Below are 25,996 nucleotides of genomic sequence, written 5' to 3' on the forward strand. Positions count from 1 at the left end.
CTAAGAGGCAGCGTGGCCGGGAGCGCGTGGCCCTGATCCTCGATGCAGCGTCCTCGCTTTTTGCCGAGAAGGGCGTCGAGGGCGCGACCATGACGGAAATCGCCGCGCGCTCGGGAACGGCCATAGGGTCGCTCTATCGTTTCTTCCCGACAAGGGAGAGTATTGCCATCACGCTGCTGGAGCGGTTCATCGAGGATCGTCTCGATCTGCTCGATCGCATGTATGAGGAACTCGGGCCTGGCGCTCTCGACGCCGCCGCCGAACTCCTGATGAACGCCTGGCTGGAAAAGCGTGAAGAGCGCGATGTGACGACCATGCTCATGGCAACACGCTCCGATGCCGAGCATTACACAGCGCAATGGCGTAGCCAGTTTCTGGAGCGCGTGGTGCGTATCCTTGAGCGCGTAACACCTGACAAAGCTGAAACGGCTCCGGCGCGAGGCGTCGTGGTGCTTCACGTCCTGAAGCTTGCCCCGCAACTTGTGACAGGCTCGCTGGGTAGGGAGATCGAGAAGGAGTTGCGTCAGGTAGTCCTGGGGCTGGTCAGGGGTGCCTGAGCTCGCGACCCGCATGGGCGCACAGACCGTGAACCGCAGCCGGGTTGATACTCGGCTGCGGAGAGGCTTCCAGGCCGCTTGGCCTTGATGGGCCTCTCTGCCCTTTGCTCGCGTTCATGGAACCTGACGCCGGGATGGGATGGAGTTCGGGGCGGGAAAAGGGGTGAGATCAGTGCGGACGCTTGCGGAAGGCGTCCAGGCTGACAACCTGACCATCTTCGCTGCCGGTCTGCGTCGACGCGCTCTCGTCCTCAGCCGTGGGCTCCGCCTCATCGATCTCGGCGGCCATCTCGCCCGGCTCGACCGTGAAGCGCAGAGCCATACGGATATGGGGATCAGCGAAGGCAGTGATCGCGGCGAAGGGAATGACAAGCACGCTGCCGATTCCCCCGAAAGAGAGACCCACCGACACCGTCATGGCCTCGCGATCGACCCTCAGATCCCAGAACTGATGCTGCAGCACGATCGTCATGTCATGCGGGTATTGCGCGCGCAGACGGTCGGGAATGATGACGCCAGGATAATCGGTCAGAAAGGTGAGATAGAAATGATGCTCGCCCGGGAGACCCTCTGTGCTGGCGTAATCGAGTGCGCGCAGCATGACTTCACGATAAGCGTCTTCCACCCATTCATCATAGGGCAGCAGGCTTTCTGGCAATTCGTGATCCATGCCGTCACCCTGATCATCGCTCATTCTAATCGATCCATTTTCGAGACACTGATCACTCAGGGATGCGACGATTCAGGGCCCATGGCAAGGGCTCGTGTCGGTAGACTATATCCCGAACCCTCGGCGTAAGGGCGGGAAATGCCTGAACGCCTGCGGTCGCGTTTCTGAGGATGGGGGATGAATGAAGTGGGAGGGCTTCTGTTGCCCGGTGCCCTCCCGAACCGCGCTTATCGCTTATGCAGCGACAGCGAGCACCTTTGTGTTATCATTGGCACTTGTGATTTAGCCCGATAACGGCGGTACAATGCCGGGCAAAAGGCAAGTCTTTACCACGCACGTCGAGCCTGTTTCGTCCCCTGACTTTCCGTTGGGCAGGGCCCTCGGGAAGGAATGGTGGAGACGCCGGGCACTGCCCCCGGGTCCGTAACGATTATTCCACTTACCGTTTATCGCCATAGCCAAGGGCAAGCCCTCCGGCACCGATGCATATAGACGCGCGCCGCTTTCACGGCAAGGGGCTGCCCGGCCTCGGAGCGGATTGAGCGCGCAAGGCGGTCCAAGTCCGGGCAATCGCAATGGACCATGATGGCGATCGGCCTTGCGGGCGCTTGGGTGGAGGATGGATGCGTGCGGACCGAATCATCCCGTGACATGAAGTGCTGGTGTTTTCCCAAGCCGTCCTGTGATAAGCCTCGGCCCATGCCGCTGACATCAGAACAACGCGCCGAGATCGACGCTTCCCGCCTCACGCCCTCTCAGACGAGCCGGCCGACCGTGCCTGCCCTGGAGGCGATTCTCTTCACCCCCATCGAACTGCTCGACCATGGCTTCGTCCGTGTCGTCGATTACATGGGCGATGACGGGGCCATCGTGCAGGCTGCACGTGTTTCCTACGGGCGCGGCACCAAGAAGGTCTCCGAGGATACGGGGCTGATCCGCTATCTGATGCGGCATCGCCATTCGACCCCGTTCGAGATGTGCGAGATCAAGTTCCATGTGAAGCTGCCCGTTTTTGTGGCGCGTCAATGGATCCGTCATCGCATGGCAAATGTGAACGAATACTCGGCACGCTATTCGATTCTGGATCGCGAATTCTATCTGCCCGATCCCGAGCAGGTGTCGGCACAGAGCGTGTCGAACCGCCAGGGCCGCGCCGAGGCGCTTTCTCCCGAAAAGGCGGCTGAGGTGCTCGACCTGCTGCGTCAGGATGCGGCGCGCTGCTATGACAACTACGAGACGATGCTCGACCCTGAGGGGTATGGTCTGGCGCGCGAACTGGCGCGCATGAATCTGACGCTCAACACCTACACGCAGTGGTACTGGAAGATCGATCTTCACAACCTGCTGCATTTCCTGAGCCTGCGCGCCGACAGCCACGCCCAGTATGAAATCCGCGTCTATGCCGAGGCCATGCTCGATGTGCTGCGCGCCTGGGTGCCCATCACGGCTTCCGCTTTCGAGGAGTATCGTCTGGGGGCCTTCACCTTTTCATCAGGCATGCTGGCCGTCCTGCGTCGCCAGTTGGCCGGTGAGGCGGTGACACAGCCGGAATCGGGGCTCAGCAAGCGCGAATGGGAAGAGATGCAGGCCGTCCTGCAAAAGGCGTGATGCGGTGACCGATCTTCGCCGCATGATGGAGGAGGGGGTCCCCGACCCCGAGCCTCCGAGAAAGCTGCCCTCGATCCTGCCCTGGGCCGCTCTTGCAGGTGTTCTTGTCGTGATCTCGCTGGGCATACGCTTGTTCTGGCCGGTGACGGCGCCCGCCCCCCTGCCAGAATGTGGCGCGACTCCCGGGACACAGAGTGCCTGTGTCCGTAGCGAGTCGGCGCCAGGCGGCGCTCAGGGAACACGCGGCGCACACTAGACGCCTTTGAAGGGTCCCGCCTCATCCTTGCCGGGACATGGTCCTCGTCGCGCAGATATCGGGTCTCTCAGGGCGCAAGGCCCATCCAGCGCGGGTGACGATGCTCGATCCAGGCCAGAAGTCTTCCGCTCAAACGGCGAAGGAAGGGGATATCCTCCGCAAGGAGGAAGAAGCCCAAGGGAAGCATCCAAAGCCCTAATATCGGCAGGAAAGCCAGACACCCCCCGATCATGAACAGGACGCCTGCCGGAATCCTCACCCACCAGCGTGAGGGCGTGAGGAGCCAGCGTGTCAATCGCTGAAGCTTTTCGGGCAAGCGTGCAAGCAAGAGGGTGAGTCGGCGTTGCCTCTCCTCCTCCGCCGAGATCGAGGCAGGGAGGAGGCCCGGTCTGGTTGACATCATGATGCGATAAGCCCCCGAAAATCTGTCGGAAAAGTGACGGCTACGGCGCCCCCAGAGACAGAAACCGCGACAGGGCTCGCCGGTTTTGCCTGCAACCCGGAATTCAATAACCGGTTCACCTGGAAAAGGTCACTCTGCTCATGATGTATCCGACGCTCGACAGCCTGTATGAAGCCATCAAGACCGGATCGGTCGGCCTCTCGTTTTCCCTGCCGACCTATGGTGGAGCCGAGCCGGTCAACGCACCTGAAATCTGGTCCTGGGACGTCGATCGCTATATGGTCGGGACCTGCGCAGCCGATTTGTCCCTGATCCCGCGCGATGAATGGGCCGGGGACGTCAAGCTCGAAGGCTGACAGGTCGTATCGTCCCTGACTGGACCGGAATGGCCTGGCTGGGTCATTCGGGTGTCAGGAACTGGGGCGAGAGTGTCTGTCAGAAAACTGATTTCGTCGATTGCCCCTGCGGCCTTGTTGCTGGGGGGCTGTACGCCCACGCCCCCTGCGCATCCGGATGATATCTGTTCCGTCTTTCACGAGAAACGGGGCTGGTATCATGCGGCGCTTCGGCAGGAGAAGAAGTGGAACGTCCCGTTCTCCGTGCCGATGGCGATCATGTATCAGGAATCAGGATTCCACAGTAATCTGCACACCAAGCGCACCTATATTCTATGGTTCATTCCATGGGGATATATCACGACCGCCTATGGGTATCCTCAAGCCAAGGATGAGATCTGGCAGGATTACCAGCGTGCGACCGATACGAGCGCCAGTCGTGAAGATTTCGCGGATTCGCTCGACTTCATCAACTGGTATGTCACCAGCACGAAGAGACAGGCCCATGTGCCCGTGACAGACGGGATGAGGCAGTATCTGGCTTATCATGAGGGCTGGGGCGGATATCGCAAACGCTCCTATGCCAGCAAGGGCTGGCTCATGACGGTCGCACGCAAGGTGGGAGCGCGGTCGAATGTCTATGCCGCGCAATATGCGAGTTGCGAAAATGACCTGAAGGACAAGGGCTTCTGGAGCTGGCTGTTCTGATCAACGAGAGAGCGCTGTGAGCGCAGGGCGACCTGCGCGCTAACGCGCCATCTGCCTGATCGGACTTCAAGGCGTGTGCCCAACACCGCCTTGTGAGAACCTTACAGCATTGGTCATGTTGCTCAGCCTGCGCTCGGTGGCAGGCAACCCTCGGGGATATTATCTGCCAGAAAAGCCGCGAAGTCCCTGAATGCGGGACCACGAGGGTCCGAACTGCGCCAGACCAGGCCGATCTGCCGACTGGCAGGGGCCATGGGGCGTGTGACCACGAGTTCGTCCCACTCGGCGCGGTTCCTCAGAGCCAGCTGAGGTATGAGGGAATAGCCTTCTCCCGCGCCGATCATGTGCCATAGCATTTCCAGGCTGGTCGCCAGACGCTGCTGATCCCGTGCCGGCATCATGCCACACACGGCAAGTGCCTGATCGCGCAGGCAATGCCCGTCTTCCAGCAACAGCAATCCATTTTCATCGTGATCGGCGGCCAGATCCTGCATCGTCAGTGCGTCCCGCGTGGCGAGCGGATGGTTGCGCGGAAAAACGGCCAGGAAGGGTTCCTCGAAGAGCGGAAAGGTTTCGAAGCTCTCGCCCGGAACGGGGAGGGCTGCGAAAACGAGATCCAGCTCGTTCTGGCGCAAGCGTGACAGCATGCTCTGGGTCAGGCTTTCCGTCAGCTGCAGTTTCAGTTCGGGATAGGCGCGGCGCAGCAATGGCAGGAGGCTCGGTACGTAGTAAGGGCCGAGGGTTGCGATCACTCCGATACGTAGCAGCCCCTCCAGGGGACCCGTGCGTGCGCGTGCAGCCTCTATCATGGCGCGTGCTGAGGCCAGAACCTCCCGGCCCATGGCAATCAGGCGAATACCATCCGGAGTCGGCGCGACATGGCGGCGCGAGCGCTCGAAAAGGGTGACATCGAGTAGTAACTCGAGCTTGCGAACCTGTTCTGATAATCCCGCCTGGCTCACGCCACATCGCTCGGCGGCCCGCGAGAAATTGCGCAGATCATCGACCGCCACCACATATTCGATATCGCGAAGGGAGAGGCCGGAAAGAGGAATATAGGTCATGGACATAGATAGGACCAATCCGTGATGCCGGTAAAAACGGTTCTGCCTATATCTGCCATTGACAGAAACGATTTCCGAGGCGTTCGTGTTCGTGGGACAACGAGCCCGTCATCAAACAGCGATGTGAACCAGGGAGCATATGACATGCCACGCATCAATTCGACCGTGAAGCCTTTCGAGACCGATGCCTACCATGATGGCAAGTTCATCAAGGTGTCGGAAGCGGATGTGAAGGGAAAGTGGTCCGTCTTCTTCTTCTATCCTGCTGACTTCACCTTCGTCTGCCCGACCGAACTTGAAGATCTGGCCGAGAATTACGCTACCTTCAAGCAGCTTGGCGTCGAGATCTACTCGGTCTCCACCGACAAGCACTTCACGCACAAGGCCTGGCACGACACGTCGCCGGCTATTGGCAAGATCCAGTACGTCATGCTGGCCGATCCGACGGGCACGATCAGCCGTAACTTCGACGTCATGATCGAGGAAGCAGGCATGGCCGATCGCGGCACGTTCCTGATCGATCCCGAAGGCAAAATTCAGTACATCGAGGTGACTTCGGGTGGCGTTGGCCGCTCCGCTGCCGAACTGATCGAAAAGATCCGCGCAGCGCAGTATGTTGCCTCGCATCCGGGTGAAGTCTGCCCCGCGAAGTGGAAAGAGGGTGAAGCCACCCTGTCCCCGTCGCTCGACCTGATCGGCAAGATCTGAGGTCGTCTGGCCCGGCCTTCGCGCCGGGCCAACCCCGCCGGATTGCTTCGGCGCAGTTTATCGGAAAGAGCAGGATCAGCCTGATGTTGCAGGACCCCATCAAGTCACAGCTTTCGACCTATCTCGCCAATCTGGCCCATCCGGTCGTGCTTGAAGCGTCCCTCGACGGGAGCGCGAAAGCGCGGGAGATGGGTGAACTCCTCCAGGAAGTTGCTGCCCTCTCCGATAAAGTGACCTACTCGGCAGACGGTGTGAGCGAGCGTCGTCCCTCCTTCCTGATCAGGCGCGGCGATAGCCGTCATGGCGTGAATTTCGCCGCCATTCCTATGGGGCATGAATTCACCTCTTTCGTGCTGGCGTTGCTTCAGGCAGGCGGTCATCCGCCCAAGATCGACCCGGAAATTGCCACGCAGATCAAGGGGCTCGGGGGTGAATTCCGGTTCGAGATCTTCGTCTCCCTGTCCTGCCAGAACTGTCCGGATGTGGTCCAGGCTCTGAACGCCATGAGCGTGATCAATCCTGCGATCAATGTGACGACGATCGACGGCGCGTTGTTCCAGGAGGAAGTGGCCTCCAAGAACATCATGACCGTGCCCCAGATCTATCTGAACGGCACGGCCTTCGGCTCCGGGCGCATGGATGTGAACCAGATCCTCGCCAAGCTGGATGACGATGCACCGCGCCGTGCAGCCGAGCGCCTGAAGGACATGCCGGCCTTCGATGTGCTGATCATCGGCAGCGGCCCTGCCGGTGCCTCCGCCGCAATCTATGCAGCGCGCAAGGGATTGCGCACGGGACTCGTGGCCGATCGTTTCGGCGGTCAGGTCATGGATACGGCGGGGATCGAGAACTTCATTTCGATCAAGGAAACCGAGGGCCCCAAACTCTCGGCCCAGCTCGAGGCCCATGTGCGCAGCTATGACGTGGAGATCATCTCGGGGCAGCGCGCCAAGGAGCTGTTTCCGGCATCCCGTGTGGGTGGGCTGCATGGGATTGCGCTTGAAAGCGGGGCGATCCTGCATAGCCGCACAGTTATTCTGACGACCGGTGCCCATTGGCGTCAGCTCGGTGTGCCGGGTGAGGAAGAGTATCGCACCAAGGGTGTCGCCTATTGTCCGCATTGTGACGGCCCGTTCTACAAGGGCAAGCGCGTTGCTGTGGCCGGTGGGGGCAATAGCGGTGTCGAGGCAGCTATCGATCTCGCTGGTATCGTTGGTCATGTCACGCTGTTGCAGCGCAGTTCGAAGCTGAAGGCTGACAAGGTATTGCAGGACAAGCTGCGCAGCCTGCCCAATGTGACGGTACTGACCGAAGCGCTGACGAGCCGGATTGAAGGCGATGGCACCAAGGTGAATGGTCTGACCTATCGCGGGGGCGATGGCAAGGATCACAGGATCGACCTCGAAGGTGTGTTCGTCCAGATCGGTCTGCTGCCTAACACGGAATGGCTGCGAAACACGCTCGCGCTGAACGATTTCGGCGAGATCAAGGTCGATGATCACGGCGCGACCTCCGTGCCGGGCGTCTTTGCCGCCGGTGATGCCACGACGACGCCCTATAAGCAGATCGTCATTGCTGTCGGTGAGGGAGCGAAGAGCGCGCTTTCTGCCTTTGACTATCTCATTCGTTTGCCGGCAGAATAAGGCACCATATGATCGTCTCGTCTGGCAGGGGCAGGAGGGGGAACCCTTCTGCCCCTGTCGCGCTTTTTCCTCCCCATGCGAGGGGATCGGGAAGGGAGTGCGATGGACAATCAGACGATGAGCAGCGCCGAACAGGAGGCACGCGATCACGCCCGATCCGCCCGGTTGACCTATGTGGATCGTTCCCGCCCGGGCATCACACGGCATCGGGCCGGTCGTGGTTTCTTCTATCGCACGCCGGACGGCGAGCGGATCACCACTCCCGAGAGCCTGAGTCGTATCAAGGGTCTGGCCATCCCGCCTGCCTATCAGGATGTTTGGATCTGCCCCAACCCGAAAGGGCACCTGCAGGCCGTGGGCAAGGATAGTCGCGGCAGGCTGCAATATCGTTACCATCCACGTTGGCGTCTTGTGCGTGATGAAGACAAGTTCGCCCGCATGCTCGTCTTTGGCGACAAGCTGCCTCTCATAAGGCAGCGTGTGGATGAGGATCTGCGCCACCCGCATCTCAATCGAACCCGTGTTCTCGCCGCTGTGGTCAGGCTGATGGAGCGCACCATGGCGCGTATCGGCAACGAAACCTACGCAAAGGAAAACCGCAGTTTCGGCCTGACGACGCTGCGCCATCGTCATGCGACCGTCGAGGGCGGCAGGCTTGCCCTCGATTTCAGGGGCAAGCACGGTATCGAGGCGCATCTGGACGTGCGTGATCCCAAGCTGGTGCGCGTGATTTCCCGGCTTCAGGACCTGCCGGGTCAAAAGCTCTTCCAGTACGTCGATGATGAGGGAGAGCGCCACGAGATCCACTCTCATGACGTGAATGCCTATCTGCAGGAGATCAGCGGCGAGGAAATCACGGCGAAGGATTTCCGCACCTGGGCCGCCACGCATTTGGCAGCGCTGACTCTGGCCAGCCTCGAGGAGGGTGATAGTCGGGCGCGCGCGAAGAAGAATATCCTGCGGACCATTGAGCATGTGGCAGCACGATTGGGTAACACGCCCAGCGTCTGTCGCAAATGTTACATTCACCCCCAGATCCTGACGGGTTATCTCGATGGCAGCTTGCGCAAGGCCTTCGCCCGACAGGCCGAAGACCTGCTGGAGCAGGAAACCGGGTGCACCTCCCTGAGTGCCGATGAGGCCATGATGGTAGGATATCTCACCCGCCTTCTGGAAAAACCGGCCAAACCGCCGGGCAAGCGCAGGAAACCCTGACACGTTCCTGGCTTTAGTTTTCCCTGAAAATTCCGGAGCGGCGTCAAAGCAGGATAAGGCGCTGCGCCTCCCCCGGGGGCGACGGCCGTTGCTCCGGGTCGATGACAGAGGAGAGGGTCATGGAATATCGCGTTCTTGGAACGTCAGCACTGCGCGTCTCCGCTCTGGGGCTGGGCTGCATGGGCATGAGCCAGTCCTATGGGGAAGCTGATGAGCGTGAGAGCCTCGCAACGCTCGACCGCGCTATCGAGCGGGGGATTACCCTGTTCGACACCGCCGAGGTCTATGGCCCCTTTCGCAACGAGGAACTCCTGGGGCGCGCCCTGTCATCCCGTCGAGGGAGACTGACACTGGCCACCAAATTCGGCTTCCGAATAGAGAACGGGAAATCCGTTGGAGTGGACAGTCGCCCGTCCCATATCCGGGAGGTGGTCGAAGCCTCCCTTCGGCGTCTGCAGACCGATCGCATCGACCTGCTCTATCAGCATCGCGTGGACCCCGCCATTCCCATGGCTGAGGTCGCTGGGACTGTGGCCAAGCTGGTCGAGGAGGGCAAGGTCTTGCATTTTGGCCTCTCTGAGGCCGGAGTGGGGGCCATACGTGAGGCGCATGCCGTCTATCCCGTGACCGCCTTGCAGAGTGAGTACTCGCTCTGGGAACGCAATGTGGAAGCCGAAATCCTGCCGCTTCTACGCGAACTCGGCATCGGCTTCGTACCATTCAGCCCGCTTGGGCGCGGGTTTCTGACGGGCACGGCCAAACCCGCAGAGGACTATCCGGTGACCGATTTCCGCCACACAGATCCACGTTTCCAGGGGGCGAGCTTTACAGCCAACCAGAAAGCCGCTGAAGTCGTAGGGGTTATTGCCACCCGCCATGAAGCCACGCCTGCCCAGATCGCACTGGCGTGGTTGCTTGCAAAGGGGCCGGACATCGTGCCGATACCCGGTACGAAGCGGCAGACTTACCTTGATGACAATCTCGGTGCCCTGACGGTCAGGCTCGGGCAGGAGGATCTTGCGGCACTCGACTCAGCGTTGAGCGCTGAGCGGGTCACGGGTCAGCGCTACAATGAGAGCAACATGAAGCTCGTCAACCGGTAGGGCGGTTCCGTTGCCGGAAATACTGCGTGCGGATGCCCTGATTGGGCATCTGGCTGTTTTTGCGGGAGCGGAAGGGGGGCCTCAACTGATCGAGAAGTCAGATGCCTTGAGGTCTGTGACACCAAGGAAAGTCACTTTCATGTCATTATCGAGCATGATGGAGGTGTTACCTCCGGATACCGTCGCCGTACCGAGCAAGGCGTTGATCTCCTTCTGGGCGTTGCCAGGCCGATAGTTATACATGAAGAACGTATTGCCCGCGGCCGCCGAGAAATCGGTGATGGTCACATCACCCGCTGTATGACCGGACAGCACGCCAAATGTGTTTGCCGCGCCGCTGCCACCGGTGACGGTCACGTTGGTCGCCCCTCTATTATCGCCGAAAGATGTTCCGAATACGAAATGATCACCTCCCTGGCCCCCGATGAGGGTCTGGTTGCCAGCACCGCTCCAGGCTTCGAGGTGTCCGGTCGATGAGGAGGCGTCGACGAGTTCATTCGTGCTCGAGGCGCTCTGATTGCCCGTCCACAATGCCGTTCCGGTGACATCGAGTGACAATGACAGATGATCCGCGCCCCATAGCGTGGCCTGACTGGCTTGGACCTGGGTGCTCCCCGTCCCGGCGATGAAGGAGAGCGCGCCCGTGACACTCAGTGTCTGCCCACTCCCTTGATCGACGCGCAGATCGCCCAGAGCCGAGACCGTATCATTGCTTGCACCGGTCAAGGTTCCCTTGGCACCAGTGAAGAAGACAATCGAGCCCGATCCTCCGACGACGCTGCTATTGTCGCCCAGTGTGATGGTGCTGGCCACACTACCCTGATCGGCGACATAGGCGTTTTCCTTGAGCGTGACAAAGGAGTTCCCGCCCAGCAATGTGACTGAATCCTGGCCACCGCTGATCCCGCGGATGGTATCGCTTCCCTCAGAGACAACCCTGTTCACACCGCGCTGCAGCATGATCAGGTTTTCACCCGTGCCGGCATCGATGTCATTTGTGCCGTTCGTCGCCAGGATGGTGTCGTTACCCGCAGCGGTTACGATCGTCCAGTTTGCTGACTGGCTTGCACCGTTGAAATAGTTATCGCCACTGACACCCAGAAAACTTCCATTCGAACTTCCGGCGTTGAACGTGATTCCATCGGTATTTCCGCCGAGGATCGTCACGATACCCGTGGAGGTGAGTCCAGCGCCCTCGATCGTGACGCGTCCATCTGCTGTCTCGCCCGCGCGATAGGCTGTGCTGTCGGCCCAGTTGCCCACCCCGATGAATGTGTAATCGCCATGCGGAGCATAATCGCCGGTCGACGCGATCATGCCCTGCAGAGTGACACTATCGGTGCCAGTCACCGAGCTGTCTCCCTGGGCAAGACGCACAGAGGCGAGTTTGTTCTTCTGAAACGCATCGGCCATCTGCTGCGCGTAGAGCTCAGCCAAGCCCTGTGCACGTCCACCGTCAACGGTGACGTGAATCGCGGTACCAGACGTTCCGACAATCGTGACAATACTCATCCTGTTCCACCCATATGAGGAAAGCCCGGGGGAGCCATGAATGTTATGCCGTTAAACAGACTGTAACCGGAACGCGAGTTACGTTAATTTAAGTGGAATCTCGCAAATCGTGACGGTTTGACCATCAACAATCATTATTATTTCGTTTTTTGTTAACGCTTACCGCATTGTAGCGTCGTAGGTCGCGTACGCCGCAAGATTACATTGCCGCGCAGCGCATGCCGTAAATCTTTTTTTCAGGGGAAAGGTGAGCACCCGCACCTGAAGGCACGACAAGGGGCGCTCGGGCGATATGGGGACTATCCTGATAAGACGCCGCTGTACGACGCATGAAAAAACCCCGGTCTCATAAAGAGAACGGGGTTCATCTCTTGCTGCTTCCGCTAGAGCGGGAGCTTAGCGGGCGCCCGTATGGTCGCCGTCACGCATCTGCCCCGTCGGCTCCTGGGTGTGCGCCTCGAGGAACCAGAGATGCTTGTCGAGTGCGCGCGATGCTTCGGTGAACAGGTCTGCCGTATCGGCGTCACCTGCCTCATCGGTTACGTCAATGGATTCGCGCACGTTGTTGGCGACCGTCGCATAACGGTCGATGAGGGCCGAGATATGATCTGCGATCTTGTAGACATCGGTCGGATAGGGAGTGCAGGCCGAGTTCTTGGATACATCCTGAACCGTCCCGTAGGCGGTCCCTCCCAGCTGCACGGCGCGCTCGGCAACCTTGTCGACCAGATCGTCGACGCTGTCGCGGAAGCCATCGAGCATTTCGTGCACACCGATGAACTGCGGCCCCTTCAGATTCCAGTGGGCCTGCTTGGTGATCAACGCGAGATCGATCAGGTCGGCCAGGCGTGCATTGAGTGTCTCGATCGAGACCGTCTTGGCGTTCGACTTGAGAGCATTCTGGGTCGTATGCATCGCGTGTTTGGTGGTCATTGTTATACCCTTGCGTTTTAGCTGTCGGACATTCGCAGAAAGCGATGAGAACTGAACGCTCATGATATGGGTCGGTTGCGCCACTCAGACAAGGAAAGACACATGAGCGACCAGGATACGCCAGTGGTTTCCCTCCTTGATCCAGGTCTGGCTCTGCCTACCAGTCTGACCTGTGCTGAGGTTCCTGAAGAGGATCGTGACGCACCCTGACAAGGGGCTGGTGGCCACGATGTCCCGGCGGAGGCGTTCACGCGGCGGTGCGCCCCCGGTCCGCCCCCGTCTGAAGGCAGCAATCGCCTCCGGTCCGAACAGATTCTCGGTCGCGCCGAGGCGGATCACATTCGGGTCATCGCTGAACAGGGCGTCGAGGCGCGGGACATCATTTTGTGCCAGTGCCTCTTCATATTCGTCCGATGCCAGAGTAAGGGCAGAGACGGTCTCGGGATATGCGGCAGAAGTCATGGGCGCCCTTATTTGCGAGAGTAATTCATAGACTTGCTGAGGGTGGCATGAGCGGCTTGGGATCTGGCGATCTGGCACGGTCGATGCGCGACATACGCATCATATTTTTTAGTCTCGGCCTTGGGGCCTTTGCAATTGGCACGGCTGAATTCGCCGCGATGAGCCTTGTGCCAATGATTGCCCATAGTTTCGGTGTGACCGATCCGGAGGCGGGCCATGCCATCGTGCTCTATGCAGCCGGTGTGTGCGTGGGCGCTCCCACAATAGCGCTGTTCAGCGCGGGGATCAGCCGTCGTACCATGCTCATCAGCATGATGCTGCTCTACATGCTGGGCAATGGTATCAGCGCGATCGCGCCCAATTATCTCCTTTTTCTCGCGTGCCGTTTCATCAGTGGCCTGCCGCATGGCGCCTATTTTGGCATAGCCGGTATTCTGGCTTCCTCGCTGGTGCCCCCGAACAAGCGCTCCCAGGCTGTGGGGCGCGTGATTCTGGGTCTGACCATTGCCACGATCGGGGGGGTGCCCCTGGCTAATGGGATCGGGCAGATTGTCGGGTGGCGCTGGGCCTTCGCGCTGATCGCCTTCCTGGCCCTGTGCACGGCGCTGCTCCTGATGGCTTTTGCCCCCCGCGATACGCCGCGCAAGGATGCCAGCATTCTCAATGAGTTCACAGCGCTCAAGCTCAAGCAGGTCTGGCTGACCCTCGCCATTGGCGCGGTGGGATTTGGCAGTGTGTTCTGTGTTTATACCTATCTGGCCTCGATCATGATTCATGTGACCGAAGTGCCCGAATCCTATGTTCCGATCATGCTGGCTGTCTTTGGTATCGGCATGACCATCGGCACATTGGTTTGTGCCTGGCTCGCTGATCACAAGATGATGCCCACGCTTGCAGGGGTGCTGCTCATGGGGGCGGCGTCCATGGCGGGCTTTCCCGAGGCGGCCCATAAATTCATCCCGCTGGCCATCAATGTCTTCATGATCGGCGCGAGTGGCGGTCTGGCGACAGTGGTTCAGGCGCGCCTGCTTACCGTTGCGGTCGGAGCAGAAGGCCTGGCGGCGGCGCTGAACCAGAGTGCGTTCAACATTGCCAATGCCGTCGGCCCCTGGCTCGGGGGGCTCGCGATCTCGGCAGGACTCGGCTGGACGTCGGTGGGGTGGGTCGGACTTGCCCTCTCACTGGGAGGTTTTGGCATCTATGTGCTGAGCATCGCCGATGAGTTCAAATCGAAGAAGAACAACATACCCAGAGTTTGAAAAAGGGGGCTTCGGCCCCCTTTTATGCGATCATGGTGCTCGGCCTGACAGGTTCCGGATGCGGGAGGGCGCAAGAAGGACGGGCTCGTGCCAGGCCATTCCGCAGGGAAAATTCAGCGGCAGTGCGACGGGGAAACGGACGCACCGGAGCGATCCTGCGTCTGTCAGTCCCACCCCGGGGTCGGTCGCCTTCTAGTCTCGCCCCTGCCAATCATCCCCCTGCCGCTCTCGCTTCTTATGGACGCATCATGTCCTGCAAATCAGCTGCGGGTGGGGTCGACAAGATCGAAGAAGGGCTGGAGATCGACAGTGAAAAAACGAGGATAGGCCGGATCGCGCTCGAAAAGCGGGTGGCCTGCCCAGCGTTTTTGCATGATCTGGCCTTCCTGGAAGAACCGTGCCTCATGTTCGGGCACATCGTCAGAGCCGCGTGTCAGGCTTTCGTGATGCCAGGCCACGGCCTCGGCGCAATAGATGATCCTGTGCCCTGCATCCCTGATCCGGAGACAGAGATCGACATCGTTATAGGCGATCTTGAGCTCGATCTCGTCGAAGCCACCGACTGACTCGAACACCTCCCGACGCACGAGCATGCAGGCTGCGGTGACGGCGGTCACTTCATGGCTGAGCAGGATCCGCCCGATATAGCCGTAATCCTCGGGACCGCATCCGCGATGGGCGTGGGCACCGACACCGGCGGGTCCCACGACCACGCCCGCATGCTGAATGGTCTGGTTGGGGTAGAGCAGCCGCGCGCCGACCGCGCCGACCTGCGGATCGGCGAGGGCCTCGTTGACCATCAGCCGCAGCCAGTTTTTCTCTTCCACGAAGACATCATTATTGAGGAAAAGCAGGAAATCGGCGGTGCAGCCATGAGCGGCCAGATTGTTGAGCCGCGAGTAATTGAACGGCTCCTCGATGGTCAGAAAGCGCAGTTTCTCGTGTGCGCCGAATCTTTCCATGAAAGCATGGGCCTCCGGCGTGACCGACCAGTTATTGATCAGCACGATCTCGTAATTGTCATAGGCCGTGCGTTCCAGAAGGGTTTCGATGCAGCGCTGTGTGATATCGATCTGGTCCTTGAACGGAATGATGATCGACACTTTCGGGGAAGCGCTGAGGCGCCAATCCACGCGATACAGGGTGAGCCCATTGATGGAGGAAACAGCGGCCTCATAGCCACACCGATCCAGATGATCCGAAACGGCTTTCACCCCCGCCGCGATGGCATAGTTCTTGTTGCCGACGGTCACAGCCGTCGAATTGGGCGTCATGCGCCAGTGGTAGAGCAGTTCCGCAACATGACCGATCCGGTCATGGGGAATGATCTCGCAGGCGCGCAGGATGAAATCATGATCCTGAGCGCCATCATACTTTGCCCGGAGTGGGCCGATCTTTCGCATGGTCTCGGTTTCGACCATGGTGAGATGGCAGACATAGTTGCAGCCCAGCAGATAGCGGTAGTTGAAATCGGGCTTGAAGTTGGGGGATTGCCAGTTATTGGCCTGATCGACCTTGTCTTCGTCCGAATAGAGTAGGAGGGCGTTTGTCTCCAGCGCCTTGCGCATCATCGTCTCGATTGCGACATCCACGAGCATGTCGTCATGGTCGAAAAAGACCGTGTACAGGCCTGTGGCGGCGTCCATACCCGCATTGGTAGCGCCTGAAATGCCCAGATTCTTCTCGAGAGGCAGAACGCGGATGCGTGCATCACGGGCAGCATATTCTTGCATCAGTGCAGTGGTCTGCGGGCAGACCAACCCGTCATCGATCAGAATCAGCTCCCAGTTGCGCCAGGTCTGACGCAGTACGGACTCGATGGCCGTCACGTAATCAGCCTTGAGAGGCTTGTAGGTCGGGCACAGGATACTGACGAGCGGCTCCGTCCCCAGGGGGGCCTTCACGCGCAGTAGCGCGGTGCGTTCGCGCAGGGCCGTGTAATAGAGCAGGGCCCAGCGATCGTAATTGCCGAGATTATACCCGGCGCGCGGGATCGCATTGCGTATTTCGGTGCGCAGCTTTGTCAGTTCCCGATGCAGCTCGTCGATGGTCTCGGCGATATCGAGCAGGCGTGTTTCAAGCGCGTCATCAGCAATCGAGGTGGTGAAGGGGCTGCCCATCAACTCCTCGCCTTCGGGCAGGATCTTGACCGAGAAGCTGCGCGGAGAAGACCCTCTGAAGCGCTGCGGGATGGGAATGTCGAAACCGCAATTGGGGTTGCAGCCCACAGCCGCTGCTACATCGCCGCGATAGCGATCGGCCCGTACCTGTGCCACCAGAACGCCATTGGCGGTCACGGAGACAATGCAATCGCCTCGCCATTCGCTCTCCCCCGGCATCTTCTGGAGAACCCAGCCTTTCAGAGCGCCCTGTTTGACCCCGTCGACACAGCTCGTATATTCCGGTCGCGCATCTATTTTGAAGCTTTGGGACGTGCGGGCGTTTTCTCCGTTCTGCTCGGCAATCGGCAGGATCGTCCGATCCGGCAGGCGTATCGACAGTTCATGCGCCACGCCATCCATAAAGCGAACCGGAATGGTGAAGCTGAATCCGAGGCGATCATGGGGGGTCTTCAGTGCGGTCTGAACGTCTGATCGGGACTGGTCCGCGAGGATCTGGGCGATTTCCTGGCCGTCTATCAGGACGTGCAGGCGCACCGGTTGATAGGGATCCAGACGGTTGACTGCCCAGCCGATCAGTATTTCTTTATGAATACCGTCGCAATAGCCCAAAAACGGGCTGTTTCCCTGGGAACTCGTCATGAAAAAATCCCGATACAAGAAAAACTATGTCGAAAACCCAATTTATACTGGATTGGGAGTAGCGAAACGCAGGGCCTGATATGCGTCGCCGGTGAGAACCGTACGCGCGGAGAAGTCTCATTCTGACCTCGCCCCGCATTCGTGTGGTCATGATGCAGCGTGACGAGGGCGCCATGCTGATGGCATGGCTCTCCTATTATGGCCAGATTTTCGGTTTTGGAAATCTTGTCATCTTCGACAACGGATCGACTGATCCGCTGACCCTGCATCTGCTCGATCAGGCCGCGCGTTGTGGCGCCACGATCAGACGCGACCACAAACTGCCCGATGACTTTCACGGCAAGGGGCGTCATTTTGCCCGTGAGATCAGGCAATGGGACCGCCTCCACGATTACGAATTTGCGTTGCCGGTCGATTGCGACGAGTTTCTGGTGGTTGCGGATGAGGAGGGGATTTCGACCAGTTCGGCAAAGATACACGCCGAATTTGCCCGGTTACACGGGGAGAAAAGCGCGTTCCGGATCGGCGGGTCCTTCTTCAATGTCCCGGGCAAGCCGGGCTGGTTTGCCTTCGATCCCGAATTCATCAAGGGCTTCGTGGCGGCGCGGACCGTAGGCGTGGTCGATAACGGGCAGCATAATCCCGCCTCGCGCGTGGCGCCCGGCTATGTATTGACACGCTTTGTCTATCTTCATTGGCATAATCACGATTATGCCGAGATGCGTGGGCGTGCTCGGGTGAAGCTGAGCAATTCTCTGGTTGACCCCGATGATCGGGCAGCGCTGATGCGCTACGCGATCACGCCCAATCTGCCCGGTCGTCATCTGGTGAGTGTTCTACTCGAGGACGAAGCGCATTATCGCGACCGCTATAATGGCATGCTGCATCTCTATCTGCCCTGGGCAGGTTCGCCCTCCGCTCTCCCGGTTCACGTCGAGAACGGGCCTTCACTTCTGGCGGATGGCCGGGTTTCCAGACAGTGGTCCGGGCAGCGATACCTGGAGATGAATGGCGATGTCGCGGGGTGGCCACCGGGGGCACTCGTGCATTTTCTGGTTCATGGCTGGGCAGAAGGGCGTCAATTCTGAGAGTGTCATGAAATATTCACAGGCTGGCGGCGGCGAGGCTTGTTGTCTCGCACGGGCTGGAAAGCTACACGACAAACTGGCACAGGATGCCTGACCACCCTGATCCCTCCTCGTTTGAGCCAGGACGCAACGACCGTATGACTAGTGCTGCCGCTTCGCGGACCCAGCCTGCACCGATCCAGGAAGCCCGCAAAACTCCCTTCTGGAAGGGTGACCGGCTGTTTCGTCTGCTCGTGGGGGCGTGCGCCCTGCTCGTTCTGGTGTCGCTGGGCGGTCTTGTTCTGACCATGGCGTTCGGCGGCAGCAAGGCCTTCGGTGCGTTCGGCCCGGGGTTCGTGTTCAGCAATGTCTGGAATCCTGTCACCAACGAATATGGCGCTCTGGCACCGGTGTTCGGCACGATCGGCTCGACACTGATTGCCATTGCCATCGGTGTGCCGCTTGCATTCGGGGCCGCCTTCTGGCTGACCAACATTGCGCCACCCATGGTGGCCGGGGTGGTGGGGACAGCGGTGCAGCTCCTGGCCGCAGTGCCCTCGATCATTTTTGGTATGTGGGGCTTCTTCGTGGTCGTGCCTTTCATGGCGCAGCATGTTCAGCCCTTTTTCCGGCATCATTTCGGTCATGTGCCCGGTGTGCGCTGGCTCGTTCATGGCGCGCCCTTCGGATACGGCCTGCTTACGGGCGGTCTCGTTCTGGCTGTCATGATCACTCCGTTCGTCACCGCAGTCATGCGTGATGTGTTTGCTGTCATGCCGCCCATGCTCAAGGAGAGCGCCTATGGGTTGGGTGCGACGCGCTGGGAGGTCATGCGTCGCGTGATCGTGCCCTGGTCTCGCGCTGGCATGATTGGCGGTGTGGTGCTGGGCATGGGCCGTGCCCTGGGCGAGACTATGGCTGTTACCTTCGTGATCGGTAATGCCAATACCATCGGCTGGTCGCTTTTCGCCCCGCGCAACACGGTGGCCTCGCTCGTGGCGCTGGAATTTCCCGAGAGTGCCGCCGGCAGTCTCAAGCTGTCCTCCCTGCTGGCTCTGGGCTTCATTCTCATGCTTCTGTCCTTCACAACGTTGGCCATTGCGCGCTGGCTGCTGAGGGAGAAACGCGCATGAGCAAGTCGATGGGACAGGGCTGGCGCAAGGACCCGCGCGCTACGCAGCGCCTCTTGATGGACCGCCTTGCGACCGGGATGAGCCTGACGGCTACGGCTATATTGGTCCTCGCGCTCGCCTCAATCCTCTGGACACTGCTCTGGAACGGGCTTGCAGGGCTGTCGCTCGCTGCGTTGCTGCATCCCATGGGACCGCCCGGCAGCAATGGTGGTCTGGCCAACGCCATTCTCGGCAGTCTTATTCAGACCGCTGTGGCCCTTCTGATCGCCACCCCGGTCGGATTGGGATGCGGTATCTATCTGTCCGAATTCGGTACCGGATCGAAATTTGCCACTGCCGTGCGTTTCGTGTCGGACGTGCTGCTTTCGGCACCCTCCATTCTGATTGGTCTTTTTGTCTATCTGGTTCTGGTGGCGCCCTTCGGGCACTTCTCCGGCTTCGCCGGTTCTGTGGCTCTCGCCATTCTGGCAGTCCCCATTATCGTTCGAACCACCGAAGACATGCTGCGTCTGGTGCCTGTCGCGATGCGTGAGGCGGGTTCGGCGCTCGGCGCCGCCCATTGGCGCGTCGTGCTGTTCCTGTGCCTGCGCTCGGCAGCGCCGGGCGTACTCACTGGCATCCTGCTCGCCCTGGCGCGCGTGAGTGGTGAGACAGCACCCTTGCTGTTCACTTCGCTCGGAAACCAGAACTGGTCTTTCAGTCTCGATAAACCCATGGCAAGCCTGCCTATCGCCATCTATCAATATGCAGGCGCCTCCTATGATGACTGGGTGCGTCTGGCCTGGACCGGTGCATTGCTGGTCACGCTTGGCGTTCTCGGTATCAATATCATCGTGCGGTTCGGCTTCCGCAGCAAACAGTCATAAGCAAGAGGACGACACGCTCATGAGCGAAGCCCTGCAGGATCTTTCCGCATCATCGTCGGCCCAGGGGGCCGCACAGCCTGCGACACCCGAGGCCGCTCTGGCCGTGCGCGAGCTCGATTTCTATTACGGTGAGAAGCAGGCGCTGAAATCCATCACCATGGATTTTCGCAAGCAGAACGTGACGGCCATGATCGGGCCTTCGGGCTGCGGCAAGTCGACCCTGCTGCGTATCTTCAACCGCATGTACGACCTCTATCCGGGGCAGCGCGCCACGGGATCGGTACTGTTCGATGGGGCCGATATCCTCGACCCGGCGCTGGATCTGAACATGCTGCGCTCGCGCATCGGCATGGTGTTCCAGAAGCCCACGCCGTTTCCCATGTCGATTTACGACAACATCGCTTTCGGCGTGCGCCTGCACGAAAAGCTGTCGCGCGCCGAGATGGATGCGCGCGTCGAGGACGTGCTGACCCGTGTGGCACTCTGGAAGGAAGTGCGCGATCGCTTGAAGGAGCCCGCTGCGGGCATGTCGGGCGGTCAGCAGCAGCGTCTGTGCATCGCGCGCAGCATCGCGACCAAGCCAGAGGTGCTTCTGCTCGATGAGCCGACTTCGGCTCTCGATCCGATCTCGACGGCACGCATCGAGGAACTGCTCGACGAGCTCAAGCAGGATTTCACCATTGCGATTGTGACGCATAACATGCAGCAGGCGGCGCGCTGCGCGGATCAGGTAGCGTTTTTCTATCTTGGCTCCCTGATCGAAATGGATAGTGCTGACCGGATGTTCACCAATCCGCGTCAGAAGCAGACTCAGGATTACATCACCGGGCGTTTCGGTTAAGTTTTCCCCAAGCGGGTAGGGACAAGGTATCATGCCAGCGGACAGCCTTCACACCGTCAAGAGCTACGAGCAGGAACTCGATCGTATGCGCGCCATGATGGCGCGTATGGGCGGGATCGTTGAGAGTCAGGTAGCCCAGGCGGTCGCCGCAGTAACCGAACATGACGAGGATGCCGCTCAGGCCGCACCGGCACAGGACCCGCAGGTCGATCTGCTGGAACGCGATGTCGAGGCGCTGGCCATTCGTCTCCTTGCCTTGCGCAGCCCCATGGCGGGCGATCTGCGTGAGATCGTGGCGGCACTCAAGATCACGGGTGATCTGGAGCGTATCGGCGATTATGCGGCGTCTATCGCCCGGCGCAGCCAGCGTTTCGATCTGGTTGATCGTCAGATCTCGCTCTCCGGGCTGCGCAGCATGGGGCGCCTGGTGCAGGAAAATCTGCGCCGCGTGATCGACGCCGTGACCCAGCAGGATTCCGATCGCGCGACCGAAGTCTGGCAGGCCGATCGCGAGGTCGACGAGTATTACACGGCCATGTTTCGTGAGCTCGTGACCTATATGATGGAAGACCCGCGCAACATCAGCCCGTGCACCCATCTGCTGTTCATCGCAAAGAACTTCGAACGCATCGGCGATCACACGACCAACATCGCCGAGCGCGTCTATTACGCCGTGACAGGCGAGAACCTGCCTGCGGTACGCCCGCGTGGCGGTCTGGCCGCAGGGGATGATGTGGTCTCACGATGAGTGGTTCGCTGGTGAAGATAGTCGTCGTAGAGGACGATCCCTCGCTGCAGCTGATGATCCGTTATAACCTCGACAAGCTCGGTTATGACGTCTCGGCCTTTCCCGAAGCCGAGCAGGCCTGGGAGTTCATCTCCCGCGCCCGCCCCGACGCGATCGTGCTCGATTGGATGCTGCCCGGCATGTCGGGCATCGATCTGTGCAGGCGCATCAGGGGAACGTCGACTCTCCACGATCTGCCAGTGCTGATGCTCACGGCGCGTGCCGACGAGCAGGATAGTATCCGCGGTCTTGATAGCGGAGCCGATGACTATATCGCCAAGCCCTGCAGTATCGAGGCGCTCGATGCCCGGCTGCGCGCCTTGCTGCGTCGCACTCAGCCGGTCAAGCAGAACGTGCTGAACTTCGCTGATCTTCAGCTCGACCTGCAGACCCACCGCGCCGAGCGCAACGGGCGGGCCCTGACTCTCGGTCCGACCGAATTCCGGCTGCTCGAGTTTCTGATGCGTCATCCGAGACGAGTTTTTTCGCGTGAGGATCTGCTTCAGAAGGTCTGGGGTTCGAATGTCCATGTCGAGCTGCGTACGATCGATGTGCATATCCGTCGTCTGCGTCGGGCACTCAATCTGGACGACGAACTGGATTATGTGCGGACTGTCCGTTCTGCCGGTTATGCGCTTGACGATCAGGCCTGAGGAAACGCGCCTCTGACTCTTTTTCTCGCCACCCTCCTTTGTCTCTCCCTGGTCGGGTGGTTCATCTCGTGGCGATACTGGCTCGGCAGGGCACGTCTCGATCGGCATTCGGTTCTGCCCGCTGCTCCGAGGCCGCATGAATCGCCAGCAGCGCCTGCCTTTTGCGAGTTGCTGCCGATACCGGCGGTCCTGCTCGATGGTGGCGGGCGTATCTTCCATGCCAACCGTGTGGCGCACTCGATATTCGGCGATGCGCTGGGGGCTGTCATTCGCCACCCGGCTGTGCAGTCGGTGCTCTCCACACTGACGCCCGAAACCGGTGTCGTGACCCGTGTGGAGCTGGATGTGCCGGTGCGCCGCATCGTTCAGGTGACGTTCCGCCAGTGGCCTGAACGCTTTGCGAGCGCCATCGGGTGGCATGAGGGCGTTCTGGCTGTCCTGGAAGATTGCTCTGAATTCGAAGTCGTGGACCGCATGCGCGCCGATTTCGTGGCCTATGCGAGTCATGAATTACGGACGCCTCTGGCATCGCTCATCGGGTTCATTGAGACCCTTCAGGGACCAGCGTCAGATGATCCTGCTGCCCAGCAGCAATTTCTGGCCATCATGGCAGCGCAGGCAGCGCGTATGGAACGCCTTATCGAGCGTCTGCTTTATCTGTCGCGTGTTCAGCGTCTTGAGCACATGCGCCCGCACGACATAGTCGCGGCACAGGACCTGATGGACCGTCTTCTGGAAGATAGTCAGATCCTGATACGCGCCTCGGAAGCACGGCTGATCCTCATGCCGACCGAGGAGGATCTGTTCTTTCCGGCCGATGAGGACCAGATCGTGCAGGTGCTGCTCAATCTGGTCGAAAATGCTCTCAAATATGGTGGACCGGATGTGGAAATCCGCGTTGGAATCGTGCCCGAGAATGGCAAGGGCGTCGAGATTTCGGTGTCGGATAATGGGCGCGGCGTCGACAGTCAGCACGTTCCCCGACTGACCGAGCGCTTCTATCGTGTAGAGGGGCGCGCGACCGCTGCACAATCGGGCACGGGGCTGGGGCTTGCCATCGTCAAGCATATCGTTGACAGGCATGGCGGTCGGCTGCGCATCGAGAGTGCCCCTGGCAAAGGGATGACCTGCCGCATTTGGCTGCCCAAAACCAGCTAGGGACCGGTCTCGGGAAGCGCATCTGTTGGGGGGAAGGAACGGCCTGCTTCCCCGTCAAACAAGCAGTCCACGGGGATGGGGCAGAGAGTCAGGCCAGGGAAGCCGGGCGAAACTCCGCCCGGACTGATAAAAGCGTACTCAGAACCAGCCGCGCGGATTGCGCATGGGTGCTTCATCGACGAGGGCAATGACGGGGCGAATCACGCGGATGAGCCACCAGACAAAGAGCAGGCCGAACAGGACATAGCCGACAATGACGAAGCAGAGCACGCCCGAGATTGCCGCGCCGAGAAGACCTAGCCAGAACGTGCGGATGGCATAGATGAAATGGCTCTCATAGATCGTGCCCTGCGCCTCACCACGCTTCATATAGGCCACGATCACACCGGGAATACTGGTGATGCCGCAGAAGAAGGAGGCGATGAACAGGATATGGACGATCCATGCCCAGCGTCGTGAGCGCTCAGCGCGCGGAGAGGTCGGCCAGGCCTGTGTGAAACCGGATTGCATGGGCGATTTCAGTCCTTTTACTGTGCTGTGCTAGAATTCAGGTCGGGTCGCGTCGGGCAGAATATCCCGATGCAGGTTCATGTCGATAAAGAAAAATGATCGGTGCCATGATTTCGATTTCGCGCCCTGTGCTGTTTCTGGGTCTCGCTGCCTCGCTCTCCCTCTCCTGCGCGCAGGCGCAGAGCGTCACGGGAGCCGGTTCCAGCTTTGCAGCCCCGCTCTACGAAAGCTGGGGCACGCTCGCGCGTGACAAGGCCGGAATCAGCGTCAACTACCAAAGTGTCGGCTCAGGGGCCGGGCTCAATCAGGTCGTGGCAGGTACTGTCGATTTCGGAGCCTCTGACAAGCCTGCGTCCAAGGCGCTGCTGGAGGAGCACAAGCTTCTACAGTTTCCGACCGCGCTCGGAGCTATTGTGGTGATCGTCAATGTCCCCGATGTGCCTCCGGGGGTGCTTCATCTCGACGGTCCTACGCTGGCAGCGCTTTATGACGGACGCATCACTGAATGGAACGATCCGCGCATTCAGGCGCAAAATCCGGGGCTCAAACTGCCTGACGCCGATGTGGCCCCCATTCACCGCGCCGACGCGTCAGGGACGAGTTTCGTATTCACCTCCTACCTGTCGCATGTCTCGCCGGAATGGAGAGCGAAAATCGGTGCGGGCACTTCGGTTGCCTGGACAGAGGGGGCAGGCGCACGAGGTAATGACGGGGTGGCGGCCAGCGTGCATGAGACGATCGGCGGCATAGGATATGTCGAATATGCCTATGCCAGCCACAATCATATCCCCATGGCGCAGCTCAGGAGCCATGACGGCGCCTATGTGGCGGCGACCCCGGCCAGTTTTGCAGCCACGGCTGCGCAGGCCGACTGGCAGCACGCACAGGGGCATGTGGTCGATTTGCTCGATAGCGCGGGCGCGAATGCCTGGCCGATCATGAGCGCAACCTATGCCATCGTCCCCAGTCAGACCCGTCCTGAGGTCAAACGTTTTTTCGAACTGGGGCTGAGAGAAGGGAATGAGGAGGCAAAACGTCTCGACTATATTCCGGTCCCGGAGGCGGTGCGCGAGGATTGCCTGGCTGGATGGGCCCATTAGGATAAAACGAGTTGAGGGGGGCGTCACGCCTGCGCCTCTTTGAGGGCGCGTAGCGTCGATAATTGCGAATAGTTCCCGACCGCTCCGGTAGCAAAGTCTTGATAGGGTGTGGCATTTTCAACCGCGTCGGGCTGTCTATTCTGGCTTTTCCTCCCGAGGCCGGTACGCCAATTCTGGTTTTGGGCAAAACAAAGACCGCGCGGGATAGAGCCTATGCCTTTGCCTTCATTCCTTTTCGTCTGCACAGGCAATATCTGCCGTTCTCCCCTGGCAGAAGCCGCCATGCGGGCTGAGGCGGCCAAGCGCGGCCTGACGCTCGATATCGATTCCGCCGCGACTGGTGTCTGGCATGTGGGCGAGGCACCGGATCTGAGGGCGCGCCGCGTGGCCAAACGTCATGGTCTGGACATTGACTCCTACGTGGCCCGTCAGGTGCAGGAAGATGATTTCAGCCGCTTTGACCATATCATCGCCCTCGATTCCGGCCATATGAGAGCCTTGCGCCGCCTCGCACCCAAGGCGGAACAGGAGCGCATACGTCTCCTGCTCGATTATGTGCCTGAGCGCGTGGGTGAGGAGATCTCCGATCCCTTCTACGGCAAGGATATTGATTTCGAGACGGCGTGGCAGGAGATCGCGCTGGGCTGCGCGCATCTGGCCAGCTTCACGCTCGATTCCTGAGC

27 protein-coding genes and 1 other RNA gene are annotated in these 25,996 nt (G+C 60.0%); 19 read left to right on the plus strand and 9 right to left on the minus strand.

The features are described from left to right. The first annotated feature begins 26 nt into the window (after positions 1-26). Positions 27-557, plus strand: a complete 531-nt coding sequence (locus WFJ47_RS03065) for a helix-turn-helix domain-containing protein (RefSeq protein WP_336760811.1) — start codon at positions 27-29, stop codon at positions 555-557. A gap of 169 nt (positions 558-726) precedes the next feature. Here WFJ47_RS03065 and WFJ47_RS03070 read toward each other — a convergent pair whose 3' ends face one another. Together WFJ47_RS03070 and ssrA are read right to left on the minus strand one after the other, a co-directional pair. Then, entirely contained in the window at positions 727-1,251 is a 525-nt protein-coding gene (locus WFJ47_RS03070) for a ClpXP protease specificity-enhancing factor SspB (RefSeq protein WP_336760813.1), read from the minus strand. 161 nt (positions 1,252-1,412) lie between these two features. Beyond that, positions 1,413-1,745, minus strand: a transfer-messenger RNA (tmRNA) gene (gene ssrA, locus WFJ47_RS03075). A 181-nt stretch (positions 1,746-1,926) separates the two neighbouring features. Here ssrA and thyX point away from each other — a divergent pair. Together thyX and WFJ47_RS03085 are read left to right on the plus strand one after the other, a co-directional pair. Then, complete coding sequence (thyX, locus tag WFJ47_RS03080) at positions 1,927-2,835, plus strand: FAD-dependent thymidylate synthase (protein WP_336760814.1); 909 nt, start codon at positions 1,927-1,929, stop codon at positions 2,833-2,835. Positions 2,836-2,839: 4 nt separating this feature from the next. Then, entirely contained in the window at positions 2,840-3,091 is a 252-nt protein-coding gene (locus WFJ47_RS03085) for a hypothetical protein (protein WP_336760816.1), read from the plus strand. Positions 3,092-3,158: 67 nt separating this feature from the next. Here the strand turns inward: WFJ47_RS03085 and WFJ47_RS03090 are convergent, their stop codons facing one another. After that, positions 3,159-3,494 (minus strand): hypothetical protein, encoded by a 336-nt coding sequence (locus WFJ47_RS03090; protein ID WP_336760818.1) that lies wholly within the window; start codon positions 3,492-3,494, stop codon positions 3,159-3,161. Between the two features lie 140 nt (positions 3,495-3,634). On the opposite strand from WFJ47_RS03090, the gene WFJ47_RS03095 reads away from it, so the two are divergent. After that, complete coding sequence (locus tag WFJ47_RS03095; protein WP_127100562.1) at positions 3,635-3,850, plus strand: hypothetical protein; 216 nt, start codon at positions 3,635-3,637, stop codon at positions 3,848-3,850. A 72-nt stretch (positions 3,851-3,922) separates the two neighbouring features. Further along, complete coding sequence (locus tag WFJ47_RS03100) at positions 3,923-4,537, plus strand: hypothetical protein (RefSeq protein WP_336760820.1); 615 nt, start codon at positions 3,923-3,925, stop codon at positions 4,535-4,537. Between the two features lie 122 nt (positions 4,538-4,659). Here the strand turns inward: WFJ47_RS03100 and WFJ47_RS03105 are convergent, their stop codons facing one another. After that, a complete protein-coding gene (locus WFJ47_RS03105) occupies positions 4,660-5,601 on the minus strand; it encodes a hydrogen peroxide-inducible genes activator (RefSeq protein ID WP_127100755.1) in 942 nt (313 codons plus the stop codon). 144 nt (positions 5,602-5,745) lie between these two features. On the opposite strand from WFJ47_RS03105, the gene ahpC reads away from it, so the two are divergent. The 4 genes from ahpC (at position 5,746) to WFJ47_RS03125 (ending at position 10,270) form a co-directional block, all read left to right on the plus strand. Further along, positions 5,746-6,309: an alkyl hydroperoxide reductase subunit C gene (ahpC, locus tag WFJ47_RS03110; protein ID WP_127100560.1), complete on the plus strand. Its 564-nt coding sequence runs from the start codon at positions 5,746-5,748 to the stop codon at positions 6,307-6,309. 83 nt (positions 6,310-6,392) lie between these two features. Then, the gene (gene ahpF / locus WFJ47_RS03115; protein ID WP_336760822.1) at positions 6,393-7,952 is read left to right on the plus strand and encodes an alkyl hydroperoxide reductase subunit F; all 1,560 of its coding nucleotides are present in this window, start codon (positions 6,393-6,395) and stop codon (positions 7,950-7,952) included. Between the two features lie 102 nt (positions 7,953-8,054). Beyond that, positions 8,055-9,167 (plus strand): DNA topoisomerase IB, encoded by a 1,113-nt coding sequence (locus WFJ47_RS03120; RefSeq protein WP_336760824.1) that lies wholly within the window; start codon positions 8,055-8,057, stop codon positions 9,165-9,167. A gap of 119 nt (positions 9,168-9,286) precedes the next feature. Beyond that, positions 9,287-10,270 carry an aldo/keto reductase gene (locus WFJ47_RS03125; RefSeq protein WP_336760825.1) on the plus strand — a complete coding sequence of 328 codons (984 nt, stop codon included), beginning with the start codon at positions 9,287-9,289 and terminating at the stop codon, positions 10,268-10,270. 81 nt (positions 10,271-10,351) lie between these two features. On the opposite strand, the gene WFJ47_RS03130 is transcribed toward WFJ47_RS03125, so the two are convergent. From WFJ47_RS03130 to WFJ47_RS03140, 3 genes are all read right to left on the minus strand, one after another. Continuing rightward, positions 10,352-11,782, minus strand: a complete 1,431-nt coding sequence (locus WFJ47_RS03130) for a calcium-binding protein (RefSeq protein ID WP_336760827.1) — start codon at positions 11,780-11,782, stop codon at positions 10,352-10,354. A gap of 396 nt (positions 11,783-12,178) precedes the next feature. Continuing rightward, positions 12,179-12,715, minus strand: a complete 537-nt coding sequence (gene dps / locus WFJ47_RS03135) for a DNA starvation/stationary phase protection protein Dps (protein WP_127100550.1) — start codon at positions 12,713-12,715, stop codon at positions 12,179-12,181. Positions 12,716-12,799: 84 nt separating this feature from the next. Further along, positions 12,800-13,177: an AtzH-like domain-containing protein gene (locus tag WFJ47_RS03140; protein ID WP_127100548.1), complete on the minus strand. Its 378-nt coding sequence runs from the start codon at positions 13,175-13,177 to the stop codon at positions 12,800-12,802. 47 nt (positions 13,178-13,224) lie between these two features. Here WFJ47_RS03140 and WFJ47_RS03145 point away from each other — a divergent pair, with 47 nt between their 5' ends. Continuing rightward, a complete protein-coding gene (locus tag WFJ47_RS03145) occupies positions 13,225-14,436 on the plus strand; it encodes an MFS transporter (protein ID WP_336760829.1) in 1,212 nt (403 codons plus the stop codon). 260 nt (positions 14,437-14,696) lie between these two features. Here WFJ47_RS03145 and WFJ47_RS03150 read toward each other — a convergent pair whose 3' ends face one another. After that, on the minus strand, positions 14,697-17,198 hold the full coding sequence (locus WFJ47_RS03150; protein WP_336760830.1) for a glycosyltransferase family 2 protein: 2,502 nt from the start codon (positions 17,196-17,198) through the stop codon (positions 14,697-14,699). Between the two features lie 149 nt (positions 17,199-17,347). Here WFJ47_RS03150 and WFJ47_RS03155 point away from each other — a divergent pair, with 149 nt between their 5' ends. The 7 genes from WFJ47_RS03155 to WFJ47_RS03185 all read left to right on the plus strand — a co-directional run bounded on the left by WFJ47_RS03155 (position 17,348) and on the right by WFJ47_RS03185 (position 23,703). Beyond that, entirely contained in the window at positions 17,348-18,286 is a 939-nt protein-coding gene (locus WFJ47_RS03155; protein WP_336760831.1) for a glycosyltransferase family 2 protein, read from the plus strand. A gap of 137 nt (positions 18,287-18,423) precedes the next feature. Next, on the plus strand, positions 18,424-19,398 hold the full coding sequence (gene pstC, locus WFJ47_RS03160) for a phosphate ABC transporter permease subunit PstC (RefSeq protein WP_127100540.1): 975 nt from the start codon (positions 18,424-18,426) through the stop codon (positions 19,396-19,398). After that, entirely contained in the window at positions 19,395-20,264 is an 870-nt protein-coding gene (gene pstA / locus WFJ47_RS03165; RefSeq protein WP_127100538.1) for a phosphate ABC transporter permease PstA, read from the plus strand. Before pstC ends, pstA begins: the two co-directional genes overlap by 4 nt. Before the next feature lie 19 nt (positions 20,265-20,283). Then, the gene (gene pstB, locus WFJ47_RS03170) at positions 20,284-21,105 is read left to right on the plus strand and encodes a phosphate ABC transporter ATP-binding protein PstB (protein WP_127100536.1); all 822 of its coding nucleotides are present in this window, start codon (positions 20,284-20,286) and stop codon (positions 21,103-21,105) included. Positions 21,106-21,136: 31 nt separating this feature from the next. After that, positions 21,137-21,853 (plus strand): phosphate signaling complex protein PhoU, encoded by a 717-nt coding sequence (gene phoU, locus WFJ47_RS03175; protein ID WP_127100534.1) that lies wholly within the window; start codon positions 21,137-21,139, stop codon positions 21,851-21,853. Next, on the plus strand, positions 21,850-22,545 hold the full coding sequence (phoB, locus tag WFJ47_RS03180; protein WP_127100532.1) for a phosphate regulon transcriptional regulator PhoB: 696 nt from the start codon (positions 21,850-21,852) through the stop codon (positions 22,543-22,545). The genes phoU and phoB overlap by 4 nt, the downstream gene beginning before the upstream one ends. Positions 22,546-22,713: 168 nt before the next feature. Further along, entirely contained in the window at positions 22,714-23,703 is a 990-nt protein-coding gene (locus WFJ47_RS03185) for an ATP-binding protein (RefSeq protein WP_336760834.1), read from the plus strand. 138 nt (positions 23,704-23,841) lie between these two features. Here WFJ47_RS03185 and WFJ47_RS03190 read toward each other — a convergent pair whose 3' ends face one another. Next, positions 23,842-24,213 (minus strand): DUF4870 domain-containing protein, encoded by a 372-nt coding sequence (locus tag WFJ47_RS03190; protein ID WP_336760835.1) that lies wholly within the window; start codon positions 24,211-24,213, stop codon positions 23,842-23,844. A 107-nt stretch (positions 24,214-24,320) separates the two neighbouring features. Between WFJ47_RS03190 and pstS the strand changes: the two genes are divergently transcribed. Continuing rightward, complete coding sequence (gene pstS / locus WFJ47_RS03195) at positions 24,321-25,313, plus strand: phosphate ABC transporter substrate-binding protein PstS (RefSeq protein WP_336760836.1); 993 nt, start codon at positions 24,321-24,323, stop codon at positions 25,311-25,313. Between the two features lie 213 nt (positions 25,314-25,526). Beyond that, positions 25,527-25,994 (plus strand): low molecular weight protein-tyrosine-phosphatase, encoded by a 468-nt coding sequence (locus tag WFJ47_RS03200; RefSeq protein ID WP_127100524.1) that lies wholly within the window; start codon positions 25,527-25,529, stop codon positions 25,992-25,994. Positions 25,995-25,996: the final 2 nt, after the last annotated feature.

It is taken from the genome of Asaia sp. VD9 (genome assembly GCF_037150015.1).
Taxonomy (GTDB): domain Bacteria; phylum Pseudomonadota; class Alphaproteobacteria; order Acetobacterales; family Acetobacteraceae; genus Asaia.

Bases quoted from the DNA above. Each gene is read 5' to 3' on its own strand.
- WFJ47_RS03090 (WP_336760818.1), bottom strand. From the start codon at position 3,494: ATGATGTCAACCAGACCGGGCCTCCTCCCTGCCTCGATCTCGGCGGAG.
- WFJ47_RS03070 (WP_336760813.1), bottom strand. From the start codon at position 1,251: ATGAGCGATGATCAGGGTGACGGCATGGATCACGAATTGCCAGAAAGC.
- ahpC (WP_127100560.1), top strand. From the start codon at position 5,746: ATGCCACGCATCAATTCGACCGTGAAGCCTTTCGAGACCGATGCCTAC.
- pstS (WP_336760836.1), top strand. From the start codon at position 24,321: ATGATTTCGATTTCGCGCCCTGTGCTGTTTCTGGGTCTCGCTGCCTCG.
- pstA (WP_127100538.1), top strand. From the start codon at position 19,395: ATGAGCAAGTCGATGGGACAGGGCTGGCGCAAGGACCCGCGCGCTACG.
- phoU (WP_127100534.1), top strand. From the start codon at position 21,137: ATGCCAGCGGACAGCCTTCACACCGTCAAGAGCTACGAGCAGGAACTC.
- WFJ47_RS03155 (WP_336760831.1), top strand. From the start codon at position 17,348: ATGATGCAGCGTGACGAGGGCGCCATGCTGATGGCATGGCTCTCCTAT.
- pstC (WP_127100540.1), top strand. From the start codon at position 18,424: ATGACTAGTGCTGCCGCTTCGCGGACCCAGCCTGCACCGATCCAGGAA.
- WFJ47_RS03120 (WP_336760824.1), top strand. From the start codon at position 8,055: ATGGACAATCAGACGATGAGCAGCGCCGAACAGGAGGCACGCGATCAC.
- ahpF (WP_336760822.1), top strand. From the start codon at position 6,393: ATGTTGCAGGACCCCATCAAGTCACAGCTTTCGACCTATCTCGCCAAT.
- WFJ47_RS03200 (WP_127100524.1), top strand. From the start codon at position 25,527: ATGCCTTTGCCTTCATTCCTTTTCGTCTGCACAGGCAATATCTGCCGT.
- pstB (WP_127100536.1), top strand. From the start codon at position 20,284: ATGAGCGAAGCCCTGCAGGATCTTTCCGCATCATCGTCGGCCCAGGGG.
- thyX (WP_336760814.1), top strand. From the start codon at position 1,927: ATGCCGCTGACATCAGAACAACGCGCCGAGATCGACGCTTCCCGCCTC.
- WFJ47_RS03145 (WP_336760829.1), top strand. From the start codon at position 13,225: ATGAGCGGCTTGGGATCTGGCGATCTGGCACGGTCGATGCGCGACATA.
- WFJ47_RS03150 (WP_336760830.1), bottom strand. From the start codon at position 17,198: ATGACGAGTTCCCAGGGAAACAGCCCGTTTTTGGGCTATTGCGACGGT.
- WFJ47_RS03140 (WP_127100548.1), bottom strand. From the start codon at position 13,177: ATGACTTCTGCCGCATATCCCGAGACCGTCTCTGCCCTTACTCTGGCA.
- phoB (WP_127100532.1), top strand. From the start codon at position 21,850: ATGAGTGGTTCGCTGGTGAAGATAGTCGTCGTAGAGGACGATCCCTCG.
- WFJ47_RS03105 (WP_127100755.1), bottom strand. From the start codon at position 5,601: ATGACCTATATTCCTCTTTCCGGCCTCTCCCTTCGCGATATCGAATAT.
- WFJ47_RS03125 (WP_336760825.1), top strand. From the start codon at position 9,287: ATGGAATATCGCGTTCTTGGAACGTCAGCACTGCGCGTCTCCGCTCTG.
- dps (WP_127100550.1), bottom strand. From the start codon at position 12,715: ATGACCACCAAACACGCGATGCATACGACCCAGAATGCTCTCAAGTCG.
- WFJ47_RS03130 (WP_336760827.1), bottom strand. From the start codon at position 11,782: ATGAGTATTGTCACGATTGTCGGAACGTCTGGTACCGCGATTCACGTC.
- WFJ47_RS03190 (WP_336760835.1), bottom strand. From the start codon at position 24,213: ATGCAATCCGGTTTCACACAGGCCTGGCCGACCTCTCCGCGCGCTGAG.
- WFJ47_RS03095 (WP_127100562.1), top strand. From the start codon at position 3,635: ATGATGTATCCGACGCTCGACAGCCTGTATGAAGCCATCAAGACCGGA.